The sequence below is a fragment of the Ruegeria sp. YS9 genome (genome assembly GCF_024628725.1).
GTDB lineage: Bacteria > Pseudomonadota > Alphaproteobacteria > Rhodobacterales > Rhodobacteraceae > Ruegeria > Ruegeria atlantica_C.
Map to the genome: position 1 here is coordinate 1915707 of NZ_CP102409.1, position 13314 is coordinate 1929020.

Below are 13314 nucleotides of genomic sequence, written 5' to 3' on the forward strand. Positions count from 1 at the left end.
GGTTTCAGTGATTCACGCATTCAAGGATCTGAGACATGCACGACATCCGCGCCATTCGCGAAAACCCTGCCGCTTTCGACGCCGCTCTAGCGCGCCGTGGGGACGCGCCGGTGTCGTCAGATTTGCTCAGGCTGGACGAAAGTCGCCGCGCCAAGATTCTGGCCGCCGAAACGGCGCAGGCCGAACAGAACAAAGCGTCCAAGGAAGTCGGCGCGGCCAAAGCTCGAGGCGACGAAGCCGAGTTTCAGCGTCTGCGCGCGCTGGTCGCCGAGAAAAAGGCCGAGATCGCACGGATGCAGACCGAGGCCAAGGATCTGGACGCCCTGCTGACAGATCAGTTGATCCGCATCGCAAATCTGCCCGCCGAAGACGTGCCGGATGGCGTGGATGAAAGCGACAATGTCGAGATCAGCCGCTGGGGCACACCGCGTGAACTGGATTTTGCGCCCAAGGAACACTTCGAGATCGAAGCCGTTCAGCAAGGCATGGATTTCGAAACCGCAGCCAAACTATCCGGCTCGCGATTTGTGCTGCTGTCCGGCGGCGTCGCCCGTATTCATCGCGCTTTGGCGCAGTTCATGCTGGATACCCATATCACCGAAAACGGGCTGACCGAGGTGAACGGCCCGGTTCTGGTTCTGTCCGAGATGATGCAGGGCACCGGCCAATTGCCGAAATTTGGCGAAGACAGCTATCAGACCCGCGAAGGCTGGTGGCTGATCCCGACCTCCGAAGTGTCGCTGACCAATATCGTCAACGACACTTTGATCGAGGAAAGCTATCTGCCCCGCCGATACACCGCGCATTCCCTGTGCTTCCGGTCCGAGGCCGGATCCGCGGGCAAAGACACCCGCGGGATGTTGCGGCAGCACCAGTTCGAAAAGGTCGAAATGGTTTCGATCACGCATCCGGACAAATCGGACGAAGAACAAAAGCGCATGCTGCGCTGCGCCGAGGGCATTCTGGAAAAGCTGGGCATTCCTTACCGCACCGTCATCCTGTGCACCGGTGACATGGGCTTTGGCGCCCGCCGCACCTATGATATCGAGGCCTGGTTGCCCGGTCAGGACACCTATCGCGAGATCAGCTCGGTTTCGACCTGTGGTGATTTCCAGGCCCGCCGCATGAACGCAAGGTTCCGCCCCGAAGGTGGCGGCAAGCCGGAATACGTCCATACGCTGAACGGTTCGGGTTTGGCCGTTGGGCGTTGCCTGATTGCCGTGCTGGAAAACGGCCAGAACGCGGACGGCACCGTGACCTTGCCCGAAGTCCTGAGCCCCTATCTGGGCGGCAAACTGACCCTGCAACTGGACGGCACACTGGCCTGAAAAACGCAACCGGCACCACCAGGCGCCGATTCACAAAGAAAGACGGGGCGAAGGAACTTATTTCTTCGCCTTTTTCTTGTCCTTCTTGCGGTTTTTCTTCTTGTCACTTTTTTTCTCGGCCTTCTTGGCGTCTTTTTTGCCCTTCTTGGCGTCTTTTTTCTTGTCGTCCGTCTTCGGCTTTTTGTCCTTCTTGGACTTTGCTTTCACCTTATCCTTGGCCTTGGAAAACGCGGCTTCCATTTCTTTGCGTTTCTTGGCGGCTTTTTCAGCCTTGGCCTTGGCCTTAGCCTTTTTCTTGGCCGCAGCTTCAGCCTTTTCAGCTGCCGCTTTTTCTTCCGCCGCTTTGAGTGCGGCCTCTTCCGCCCGTTTTTCGGCAGCCGCAGCGGCCACGGTCTTGCGCGCGGTGGCTTTTCGGGCGGCTGGTTTTCGGGCGGCTTGTTTTGCAGCTGTTGGTTTACGGACCGCCGGCTTTCGGGCCGGCGCCTTGCGCGCGCCAGGCTTCCCGGCAGGGGGCGTTGCAGCTATTGCCGCTTTTGCGGCTTCGATCAATACGGCGGCGCGGCTCTCTCCGACCCGTGGAACCTTGACCAGATCTGCGGGTGACGCCTTCGCTATCGCTTCTGCGGTCTTAAAGCCATTGGCTGCAAGGGCTTTTTTCAGCGCCTCTCCCACACCTTTAACGTTGGTCACTACGGTCATCCAAGGGTCCTTTCTCCATCGCCCTGCCTCATCGCAAATACACTGGATATGCACATCCGCAAGTTCAGCGCTTGCCTTCCCAAAACCAATGGATCAGCTATGCGCCAGCCCAGCGGTTCGGTCATTTTTCGGGAACGGAACGAGGCGTTTCGCATCCTCATCCCAAAGCTTGAGGTTCAAAGCCGCTACTGCCTCGGGGAACTTGATCCGGCGAGGGGTGAATTCAGGCGGCAGGTTATAGTGGCAGGCCCGCAACCGATAAGATGGGATACGTGCATTGAAATGGTGGATGTCATGCAGCGTGATGCAGGCTACGGCGGTATCGAACCACCATCCGAAATCCAGCGCGGAAGACCCATGAAGCGCCGCGGTCTGCGGGTTCAGATCAGGGCGGCGATCCCAATAGGTGTCTTCAAAATTGTGTTGCAGATACACAAGGAACACACCCAGCATTCCGCCCAGGAAAGAAAACACCAACCAGACCCAAATACCGGTCATGCCCGCGATCAGATACAACAGGCCCAAAAATACGATGATCGAGGCATTGTGCAGCAAAACGCCTTTGACACCGAAACGAACAGTGTTCTTGGGCCAGCGATAGCGAATGAAGTATGTGAACAGGGCACCGACCGGCACCAGAATAAAGGGGTTTCGGTACAGCCTGTAAAACAAACGTGTTTTCCAGTCCGCGTTATTCCATTCCCGCAACGTCATGGTGTGTATTTCACCGGTCTCGCGATGCTCGAGGTTTCCGATCCCAGCATGGTGCAGATTGTGGTTCTGCTTCATCACCTCGAACGGCGCAAAGGTGAAGGGGGAAAGACCGTGCCCCGCCCATTCGTTCTGCATTCGCGTTTCAAACAGCGAATGGTGCCCGCAATCATGTTGCAGCACATAAAGGCGCACTGCCGAAAAGGCGAAGACGATCCCGGCCGGGACCATGATGTACCAGCGATCCACGAATATGATAGCCACAGCCAGCGATGCGAAATACACCGCAAACGTGCCAAAATAGCTCAGTGCAGCCAATCTGTTGTCCTGAACTGCATAGTGTCTTGTGTATTCCCTCAGATCCATCCAGTCCGCTCCCCACGATGGCCCTGTTATAATCCGTTCAAAATCCAGGCGCGGATTGACCGCGTGAAAACAATGCATGTGCTGACAGATGCACACACCTGAATGCTAGCGCGCAGAACAGGGGCTGTCACGCCCCCAGAGCGAAAACGCTGAATATTGGCGCAGTTACGCGCTTGCGTGACGATCACAGGCACCGAAAAACACGCCCCTGACAACAGGGACGCGCCCGAAGAACAAAGCCCCACAGTGTCTCGGAACGCTTCAACAGTATTCACATGCCTCCGAGTTGACGCATGGGAAACTTCCGGTCAGAGTAAGAAGCAGTGTTTTAAGGCCTATTGATTGACTTTATCGAGAAATATATTGCCATTGGCGCCATTGATCTGCGCCGCGCTTGCGGGGTGCTCGTATAACGGTTTTGGCACCTCATCCACAGCCGCCATCGTGACCGGCAATACAGTTGTGCACGAGTTGCGCGGTCGCGGGCTGCACCTCGATTCAGGACCGCAGTTTGGTCTATGGGGAACGCAGCGGCGTGAACATCGCGTTACGCTCTGATCCTGCCAAGGCCTTGCCTGTCGAAGTCAACGCGGGTGTACAGCGCCGCGTGACAACGCTGGTTCCGCCCATATCGCGCAATCAAAACAAACGACCCGATGACGAGGCGGTCAGTTTGGTTTCCACATTTGACCTGACCTATGACAATGCCGACGCTTCCAAAGGTCTTTTCGGAGGTCGAACGCGAATTGCATCGATCTTCACGACAGGTTCAGCCGCGACCGAACTGGCGACGGCCATTGAACAGGGCAATGGGACGTCAGAGGGTATCGCCAACGCCGCAGAAGCGAACTGCGCATTCGTCCTTGGGCACGATTAAATCAGTCTGCCTGTGTCATCAAAGCCCTGATTCCGGTGCGCAGCTTACCCGCGCCCCTTCAGATGCTTGGCCAATGCGCCCGCGTTTTTCTTGCGCCGCCCTTTATATGGGTTCTTGTCCCCCTGCCCGCGCAGAGTCAGGCGGATCGGTGTTCCGGGCATGTCGAAATCCTGCCGTAAACCGTTCACCAGGTAACGGGTATAGCTTTCTGGCATCTTGTCGGGATGCGAACACATCACCACGAACCCCGGAGGTCGGGTCTTGGCCTGCGTCATGTAGCGCAGTTTGATCCGGCGTCCCTGTGGGGCTGGCGGCGGATGTTGTTCCAGCATGGCGGTCAGCCAGCGGTTCAGAGCGGCAGTCGGCACCCGGCGGTTCCAGACGTCATGGGCGCGCAGGATCGCGGCGCGCAAACGCTCCAATCCCCGACCCGTTTTGGCAGATACCGTGATCAGCGGCGCGCCGCGCAGTTGCGGCAGCAGCCGGTCAAACGACTCTTTCAAGTCGCGCAGCTTTTCCTGCTTGTTGTCCTCGATATCCCACTTGTTCACGGCGACAACAACGGCCCGGCCTTCGCGTTCGGCCAGATCGGCAATCCGCAGGTCTTGCTGTTCAAACGGGATGGCGGCATCCAGCAATACAACGACGACCTCGGCAAACTTCACCGCGCGCAGACCGTCCGACACGGAAAGCTTTTCCAGCTTTTCCTGTACTTTTGCTTTCTTGCGCATCCCTGCGGTGTCAAAGATCCGCATCGGAGTGCTTTCGCCATCCGGGTCAGCCCAGTCGATTCGCAAACTGATTGCGTCACGCGTGATGCCAGCCTCTGGTCCCGTCAACAGACGGTCTTCGCCAATGATCTTGTTGATCAAGGTGGATTTGCCCGCGTTGGGACGCCCCACTACCGCAACCTGCAAGGGCTTGGCCGCGGTGATCAGCGGCGTCTCGCCCTCACCGTCTTCGTCCAGTTCAATGTCCGTTTGCGGGGCTTCCTCGACCTGTTTTTCTTCTGCCGCATCCGCCAGAGGCATGAGCTGCGCATACAGGTCCGTCATCCCTTCACCGTGTTCGCCTGACAAGCGGACCGGTTCACCCAGACCCAGATTGTAAGCTTCCAGAACACCCGCATCCGCGGCATTGCCTTCGGCCTTGTTGGCCGCAAGGATCACGTGCTTGGACCGTTTGCGCAGGATCTCGGCGAACATCTCATCCGTTGGTGTCACACCCACGCGCGCGTCGATCATGAACAGGCAGACATCAGCCATGTCCACAGCACGTTCCGTCAAGCGGCGCATCCGACCCTGAAGACTGTCATCCGTCGCGTCCTCAAGACCCGCCGTATCAATCACTGTAAAGCGCAGATCACCCAGACGCCCTTCGCCTTCGCGCAGGTCACGCGTCACGCCGGGCTGGTCGTCGACCAGGGCCAGACGTTTGCCAACAAGGCGGTTGAACAGGGTGGATTTGCCCACATTCGGGCGCCCCACGATGGCGAGGGTCAGCGACATGATACTCAACTTTCAAGACTCAAGAAGCGCCCTTTAGCGCATCTTGCCGTCAACGGAAAGCGTGTAGATCACCCTTGGAGGAAACGACATACAGCGTTTGCCCGGCGACAACCGGCGCCGTTGTTGCGCCTCCGGGGACTTCGACCTGGTGAACCAGTGCTCCGTTAACCGGATTGAAGAAGCGCAGATACCCGTCATTGGACGCAATCACAATACGGCCTCCGGTCAGGATCGGACCGTAATGGGCAAAGATCGGCCCGCGACGGCCTCGCTTGTCCTTGACAAAGCTTGGCAGATCCTGCGCCCAGATGACCGAACCATCGGCCGCGTTCAAGCGCACCAGCTGACTGCGGTCACTGATCAGGAAAATGCTGTTGCCCGCCGGCCAGACAGTGTCGACCGCGCCTTCATCGGCGGTCCAGCGGCGTTCACCGGTGGCGGCGTCAAAGGCTACGGTCCGGCCAGAATGGTTGCCGATAAAGATTGTGTCTCCGACAACCATCGGACTGCCGGTCACGTCAACGATCTGCGCGGCGGCCCGCCCCCGCCGCCCGCCTGCGACCGACGCATTCCAGCGACGGATTCCGCCACGGCGGAAGGTGGCCGCAACATCGCCGGACCCAAATGCAAACACTGCCAGGTCCGAAGCGATCACCGGTGCCGGAGCACCCAGGACGTTACCGACGCTGGGCGTGCCTTCGATTTGCCAGGCAATTTTGCCATCCTTGGCATTGATGGTCCAACCGGTTTCGTCACCCGCGACCAGGTACAACAGCCCGTCATTGACCATCGGCGCGCCGCTCCCGGTTGCTTCCAGTCGCTTCTGCCAGCGCACTGCGCCCGTTTTTGCGTCCAGTGCGGTCAATCGCCCAAACCCGGACGACACATAGAGAACACCGTCCGAATAGGCCATGCCCCCACCTGTGGCGTCCGCATCGCCGTCGCTTGGCGGAATCAGGTCGGTATCCCAGGCCAGCTGGCCCTGCGGTGTAACCGCTGACACGGTCGCCCCCGCATCCAGCGTATAGATCAACCCACCCGCAACCACCGGTTCGGCGGTGATCCGTTGCTTGCGCGAGTCGCCCTGCCCGATGGAAGCGGACCAGATCCGCTGCGGCGTGGCACGCAAGGCCGCGTTCGTGGTTCGGTAAGCAGCCGTCCCCGGGCTTTGCGGCCAGCTGGCATTCGCCTTTTGAGCCGGCAGGCTGATGGGTTGAGAGCCGCTTTTTTCCACCGTTTCCAGATCAGACACCGGACGGATGTCCTCACGTTCTCCGGGCAGGATCGCTTCGGGAGGTTCACAGGCGGTCAATGCGGTCAAAGCCAGTGCCGCAACCGGCCATCCCGCGCGGGAAATAATTCTTGTTACCATGGTGTTCCGAACTCGCCTGTCATAAAGTCTTTTGTCCCGCCTGGTCAGCCCTGTTGCGCCACCAATGGCTCGGGTTCGCCGCCCAAAGCGACTATCAGCTGGGCCGCACGCTGTTGCAGATCAATACCGACCTCGGCGTCCTGACGCAGCGCTTGCAAACGGTCCAGTGCCGCATCGACATTGCCCTCGGACACGTCAATCAGGGCCAGTTGCTCTTCGGCCAGCAGACGCAAAGGCGCACCGGGCGCAGCCAGCGCCTCAAACTGTTGTCGACGGTCGGCAGCAGGCAAGGTGTCGCTTTGCAACAGCAGCGCCTTGAAGCTTGCGATCGCGCGATAAATCTCGGGCAGGTCCCCCTGCATAGCAACCGCGTTCAGGCTGTCGACTGCTTCGTCGCGCGATCCGGCCTCTACCTGCGACGCAGACAGCAGCATCTTCAATACTGCATCCCCGCCCGGCGACTGCGCCTCGATATCCCGCAACCCGGCTGCCCGAGCATCTGAATCGTTTTCCGACAGAGCTGCCAGAAGCGAGTCACCCAAAGCCTGCGCCTGCGCCGTGTCGCGGGACTTGCGGTATTCATTGAATGCAGCCCCGCCAACAATCAGCACGACGGCCGCCACACCAACCCAGCCCCAGCGGCGCAGCAGCAGATACATCCGGTCACGGCGTACCTCTTCCGTGACCTCATCAATGAAACTGTCGGTGTCGCTCATTCCTGCCCCCTGGGCTGTGTGTCTTGCATAAGTGCGCCATGTCATACCCCGGCACCAACGCCAAGCCAAGGGTCCGATTTTGCGCATTTTCACCGCTTGGCTTCTCTCTTGCGAAAAAAACCAAACCGAACTATTCAGTTTAGTGTGGAAATTACACGGCCGACGCCCCATTTCATAGCGAGACAGGCCCGCTTTTGTTGGCACCGAATTCTAGGAGAAATACTGTATGCGTTTGATTTCTTTCATCAACGCCCTTCTGGTTATTGTTGCGCTTTATTATCTCGTTTTTGAGCGCGACTCTTTGTTCGCCTTCGCCGGGCGTGGGGACACGGAAGAAGCCGCGCAGACAGAAGCCGTTGAATCCGACGATACCGATATTGCTGCCGTTGGCGTCGTCGCCCTGCGATCGCAGGCGCGCGAAATTGACAGTGCGGTTCTGCTGCGTGGACAAACCAAGGCGAACCGGCAGGTCGAAGTTCTGTCTGAAACCACATCCACGGTCATCTCGGAACCCAAGCGCAAAGGTGCGTTTGTCGAGGCCGGGGATGTTCTGTGTGAACTCGACCCCGGCACGCGCCCGGCGCAACTGGCCGAAGCACTGGCTGGCAAACTGGAAGCTGAAAGCCGCATTCCCGAGGCTGAAGCCCGCTTGCAAGAGGCGCATGCCCGTGTGGCCGAGGCCGAAATCAACCTGACCGCGTCGCGCAAACTGGCGGAAACCGGGTTTGCTTCGGAAACCCGCCGCATTTCCAGCGAGGCTGCGATGAGCACTGCCAAAGCAGGTGTAAAATCCGCCGAAGCCGAGCTGGAGGCCACCCGGGCCGGAATCGAAGCAGCCGCAGCCGCCGTCGAAGCCGCGCAGCGAGAGGTTGGCCGCCTGACCATCAAGGCCCCGTTCAAGGGCCTGCTGGAAAGTGACACCGCCGAATTGGGCAGCCTGATGCAGCCGGGATCCCTTTGCGCAACTGTTATTCAGCTCGATCCGATCAAACTGGTCGGGTATGTTCCGGAAACCGAGGTCAACCGTGTCCAGGTGGGGTCCGAAGCGTCGGCAACACTGGTCACCGGTCGGCAGCTTGGCGGCCGCGTCACGTTCCTCAGCCGCTCGGCGGATGAGACAACACGCACCTTCGAAGTTGAAATCACGGTTCCGAACCCGGATCTGACCATTCGCGACGGTCAGACCGCGACCATCCGCATCGCAGCCGAGGGCACCAAGGCGCACCTGCTGCCTCAATCCGCACTGACCCTGAACAACGAAGGTCAACTGGGTGTCCGTACGGTCGGTACCGGCAATGTCGTCGATTTCATGCCCGTCCGCATTCTGCGTGACACGGCAGAGGGCGTGTGGATCGACGGCCTTCCCGAAACGACGGACATTATTGTTGTCGGTCAGGAATTCGTTACACGCGGAGTAACCGTTGCGCCGACCTATCGGGAAGCATCACAATGACCGGTATCGTCGCATGGGCCGCTGATCGGGCCCGAATGGTATTGGCGTTTATCGCCATCTCGCTGGTTATCGGTGGATTTGCCTATGTCTCGCTTCCGAAAGAAGGCGAGCCGGATATCGAAATCCCCGCCCTGTTCGTTTCAGTGCAGTTTCCCGGGATTTCCGCAGAGGATTCTGAAAACCTGCTGATCAAGCCGATGGAGACCGAACTGGCGGATCTCGACGGGCTCAAGGAAATGACCTCGACCGCCGCCGAAAACTATGCAGGGGTCGCGCTGGAATTTGACTTCGGTTGGGATAAAACCGCGATCATGGCCGATGTGCGTGACGCGATGAACACAGCTCAGGCGGACTTCCCCGAAGGCGCAGAGCAATACTCCCTGACCGAGATCAACTTTTCCGAATTCCCGATCGTCATCGTGAACCTGACCGGTCCCGTACCCGAACGCACGATGGCCCGTGTCGCCAAGGATCTACAGGACGATCTTGAGGCTCTGGATTCCGTTCTCGAAGCCGGTATCGCAGGCAATCGCGACGAGATGCTCGAGGTCGTGATCGATCCGCTGCGGCTTGAGGCGTACAACGTGACGGCGGACGAGCTGATCAACGTGGTGCGCAACAACAACCAGTTGATCGCGGCCGGTGAGGTTGAAACCGCACAGGGCACCTTTTCGGTCAAGATACCGTCGTCGTTCAAAACCGCACAGGATGTTTACGGCCTGCCGATCAAGGTCAATGGTGACCGGGTCGTTACATTGGGTGAGCTGGCACAGATCAACTACACTTTCGAAGACCGCGAAGGGACAGCCCGTTTCAACGGTGAATCGACCGTTGCGCTGCAAGTGGTCAAACGCAAGGGATACAACCTGATCGACACCGTCGCGCAGGTGAAAGAGACCATCGCCCATGCAAAGACCAAGTGGCCGCCCGAGCTTCAGGCGGCGGTTGACCTGGGCACATCGAACGACCAGAGCCGCATCGTCGGCTCGATGGTCAGCCAGCTTGAAGGCTCGGTTCTGACCGCGATCGCGCTGGTGATGATCGTGGTTCTTGCCTCGCTGGGCACCCGGGCCGCCCTGCTGGTCGGTTTTGCGATCCCGACCTCGTTCCTGCTGTGTTTTGCGTTTCTCGCCGTCATGGGCGTCAGCATCTCGAACATCGTGATGTTCGGCCTCATCCTCGCTGTGGGGATGCTGGTGGACGGTGCCATCGTGGTTGTGGAATACGCCGACAAACGCATCAAGGAAGGCGTGGGCCCGATGCACGCCTATGTCGAGGCCGCCCAGCGCATGTTCTGGCCCATCGTGTCCTCGACCGCAACGACGCTGTGTGCGTTCCTGCCCATGTTGTTCTGGCCCGGTATTCCCGGCGAGTTCATGGGAATGCTGCCCGTCACGCTGATCTTCGTTCTGTCGGCCTCGTTGATCGTGGCGCTGATCTATCTGCCGGTCATGGGCGGTGTTTCCGGTCGGCTGAGCCGCATCTTCGATCGGTCTTCGGTCTGGTTGCGGGCCCGTACGGCATGGTGGGTGCGGGTGCTGATGGTACCGCCGTCGCTGTACATGATCTTTTTGGGTGCGATGCAGGTCCTGAACCCCAATTACCTGCTGCCCGGTGGTTCGATTGCAGGGGCTCTGTTGTTCCTGTTCGGGGCTTTTGCCGGGTCCGTGACCCTGAGCGCGGCCAAGATCGAACGCGCCGAGGAAGACCATGTTCACACTGCGGACGAACATACACCGTTCGGTCATGTGGTCCGGTTCCTTGTCGGCAACCCGATCATGCCGATTGTGTCGATAGTAGTTGTTTTTCTCTGCGTTCTACACGTTTTCCTCTATTTCACTGGCATCAGTATTCTTGGATACCAGCCTTTCAGCGCGCATAACAAAGGTGTTGAATTCTTCGTGGAAAGCGAACCGGAACAGGCCACCGCATATGTACGGGCCCGCGGGAACCTGTCCTTGGCAGAAAAAGACGCAATGGTTCTTCAGGCAGAAGAGATCATCGGATCTCATCCCGCGGTCATCAATGTCTTTGCCTTTGCGGGCGAAGGCGGTTTGAACCAGAATAACGGTGGTGCTCAGGCGCCGGCCGATACAGTAGGCCGGGTTCAGTTCGAAATCATCCCTTGGGAGGATCGCCCCAACATCTCGGAATCCGCCCTGTGGGGCCTGTTCGAGCGGCACTTCGTGGCGCCCGAATATGACGGCGACTTCGTGATTGATGAGCTGAATGCCCAACTTGCAACGATCCCCGGCATCATCGTCGAGATTTTGCCACTGGAGCAAGGCCCTGCATCGGCCAAGCCTGTGCATCTGCGCATCAAGGGTGACGGGTGGGAAGACCTGACCTCGGCAGCGATCACCGCCCGCGAGGTTTTCGACACCACGCCGGGCCTGATCAAGACCGAAGATACCCTGCCCCTGCCCGGTATCGACTGGCAGATTGACGTGGATGTCGCCAAGGCCGGTCGGTTCGGAGCCGACGTGGCAACCGTCGGCGCCATGGTCCAGTTGGTCACGCGCGGCATCCTTCTGGGCGAAATGCGCCCGGACAGCAATGATGAAGAGATCGAAATTCGCGTTCGTCTGCCGGAAGAAGACCGCGTTTTGTCGACGCTGGATGCGCTCAAGGTCCGTACCCCGGACGGTTTGGTGCCCTTGTCGAATTTCGTGACACGTAAACCCGTGGCCAAGCTGGCCGAGATCAACCGCGTCGATCAACAGCGGTACTATGACGTCAAAGCGGATGTCGAACCGGGGCTGAGCAAGGTCGTGACCGAAGGCCCCGATGGAAAACAGGTGCGGCTGGCTGTCGTGCGTGAAGTGGCGGAAGGTTACACACCTACTGGCACGGTGCTGAACGCGGCGGGCGGAAAATCATACGAACTGGTTCAACTGACCGGTGCAGAAAGCGTCGATCAGTTGCGCGGTGTGATTGAAGACGGGGATGCGCAGTTTGCGCTGATCAACCCGAACGAGCGTATTGCGGTGCTGACGGAATGGCTGGAAACCGGCCCGTTCGCCAACGCGATCAGCTGGGAATGGACTGGTGATCAGGAAGAGCAGGAAGAATCCGGCGCCTTCCTGGTGAACGCGTTCATGGGCGCCCTGGGGCTGATGTTCGTGATCCTGCTGGCGCAGTTCAACTCGCTCTACAATTCGGTTCTGGTTCTGCTGGCGGTGGTTCTGTCCACCACCGGGGTTCTGATCGGCATGATCGTGATGGAACAGCCCTTCTCGATCATCATGACCGGGACCGGCATCGTGGCGCTGGCGGGTATCGTGGTGAACAACAATATCGTTCTGATCGACACCTATCAGGAATACAGCAGCTATATGCCGAGGATCGAGGCGATCATCCGCACCGCGGAATCGCGTATCCGCCCGGTTCTGCTGACCACACTGACAACGATGGCCGGTCTGACGCCGATGATGTTCGGCCTGTCGCTGGATTTCATCAACGGCGGCTATTCCATCGACAGCCCCACCGCCCTGTGGTGGAAGCAGTTGGCCACGGCTGTGGTCTTTGGTCTGGGCATCGCAACTGTCCTGACGCTGATCGTCACCCCGTCGCTTCTGGCACTGCGGGTCTGGGTGACGACCTATGCGATCTGGCTCAGCCGCGTTCTGGCCCGTGTAACCGCAGGCCGGTCCAGCCAGATCGCGCAGGACATGGCGATAGGGCGCTCTGCCCGCAAGGTGCAGGCCACCGAAATCGTGTGGGAGGACGACACGCGTTCCGAAGAACCGGAACAGGAGAGTCGATCAGATCAGTCTGACCGCCCTTCTGGCCCGCCGCTGAAAGCTGCTGAATAAACGAAAAGGACCGGTATTCCCGGTCCTTTTTTCATTTGACCATCATCACAACCGGGACCACGTCTGATGCGCGCAAATCTCGTGTTCGCATCCTTTGACAAGCAGCTTGTCCCCCTGCAACGTCATCTGTGGCACGGCATCCACGTCGATCAACGGGACCCAGAACTCGCCCCCGCCATATTTTCCATCGCCTTCACCGGCCACGTCCCAGAACAGTTTCTTGCCAATATTCGGCGTCTGGACTTCCTTGCCGGACGCGTCATAGGCCGAAAGGATCCGACCGCAGAACTTGTCCCCACACGCCGTAATTTTGATGTGCGAAATCAGGTTCTTGCGGTCAGGTTCAGTTTTCCAGACGCCCACGATGGGATCGGCCGCCACAACGACCGGCAGACAAATCGCGATCACTATGGACGACAGTCTTGATTTCAGTCGGTTCATCATGGCAGGCACCCTTCTGGTTTGTTGC

At 59.0% G+C, this 13314-nt stretch carries 10 protein-coding genes; 4 read left to right on the forward strand and 6 right to left on the reverse strand.

Annotated features, from left to right (window positions below; all coding sequences use genetic code 11):
* Positions 1–35 precede the first annotated feature (35 nt).
* Positions 36–1328 carry a serine--tRNA ligase gene (gene serS / locus NOR97_RS09750; RefSeq protein ID WP_257598970.1) on the forward strand — a complete coding sequence of 431 codons (1293 nt, stop codon included), beginning with the start codon at positions 36–38 and terminating at the stop codon, positions 1326–1328.
* Between the two features lie 57 nt (positions 1329–1385).
* Here serS and NOR97_RS09755 read toward each other — a convergent pair whose 3' ends face one another.
* Both NOR97_RS09755 and NOR97_RS09760 read right to left on the reverse strand, forming a co-directional pair.
* Positions 1386–2027: a helix-hairpin-helix domain-containing protein gene (locus tag NOR97_RS09755; RefSeq protein WP_257598971.1), complete on the reverse strand. Its 642-nt coding sequence runs from the start codon at positions 2025–2027 to the stop codon at positions 1386–1388.
* Between the two features lie 93 nt (positions 2028–2120).
* Positions 2121–3104, reverse strand: a complete 984-nt coding sequence (locus NOR97_RS09760; protein ID WP_170343882.1) for a fatty acid desaturase — start codon at positions 3102–3104, stop codon at positions 2121–2123.
* A gap of 511 nt (positions 3105–3615) precedes the next feature.
* Here NOR97_RS09760 and NOR97_RS09765 point away from each other — a divergent pair.
* Positions 3616–3981, forward strand: a complete 366-nt coding sequence (locus NOR97_RS09765) for a hypothetical protein (RefSeq protein WP_257598972.1) — start codon at positions 3616–3618, stop codon at positions 3979–3981.
* A 44-nt stretch (positions 3982–4025) separates the two neighbouring features.
* Here NOR97_RS09765 and der read toward each other — a convergent pair whose 3' ends face one another.
* Genes der through NOR97_RS09780 form a run of 3 tightly spaced genes read right to left on the reverse strand, consistent with a single transcriptional unit; the run spans position 4026 to position 7577 of the window.
* Positions 4026–5489: a ribosome biogenesis GTPase Der gene (gene der, locus NOR97_RS09770; protein ID WP_257598973.1), complete on the reverse strand. Its 1464-nt coding sequence runs from the start codon at positions 5487–5489 to the stop codon at positions 4026–4028.
* Positions 5490–5538: 49 nt separating this feature from the next.
* Entirely contained in the window at positions 5539–6861 is a 1323-nt protein-coding gene (locus NOR97_RS09775) for a PQQ-like beta-propeller repeat protein (RefSeq protein ID WP_257598974.1), read from the reverse strand.
* A gap of 44 nt (positions 6862–6905) precedes the next feature.
* The gene (locus NOR97_RS09780; protein ID WP_257598975.1) at positions 6906–7577 is read right to left on the reverse strand and encodes a hypothetical protein; all 672 of its coding nucleotides are present in this window, start codon (positions 7575–7577) and stop codon (positions 6906–6908) included.
* A 226-nt stretch (positions 7578–7803) separates the two neighbouring features.
* Here NOR97_RS09780 and NOR97_RS09785 point away from each other — a divergent pair, with 226 nt between their 5' ends.
* A complete protein-coding gene (locus tag NOR97_RS09785; RefSeq protein WP_257598976.1) occupies positions 7804–9030 on the forward strand; it encodes an efflux RND transporter periplasmic adaptor subunit in 1227 nt (408 codons plus the stop codon).
* Positions 9027–12845 carry an efflux RND transporter permease subunit gene (locus tag NOR97_RS09790; protein WP_257598977.1) on the forward strand — a complete coding sequence of 1273 codons (3819 nt, stop codon included), beginning with the start codon at positions 9027–9029 and terminating at the stop codon, positions 12843–12845. The genes NOR97_RS09785 and NOR97_RS09790 overlap by 4 nt, the downstream gene beginning before the upstream one ends.
* Before the next feature lie 45 nt (positions 12846–12890).
* Here the strand turns inward: NOR97_RS09790 and NOR97_RS09795 are convergent, their stop codons facing one another.
* Positions 12891–13289 carry a DUF2147 domain-containing protein gene (locus tag NOR97_RS09795; protein ID WP_170343875.1) on the reverse strand — a complete coding sequence of 133 codons (399 nt, stop codon included), beginning with the start codon at positions 13287–13289 and terminating at the stop codon, positions 12891–12893.
* Positions 13290–13314 lie beyond the last annotated feature (25 nt).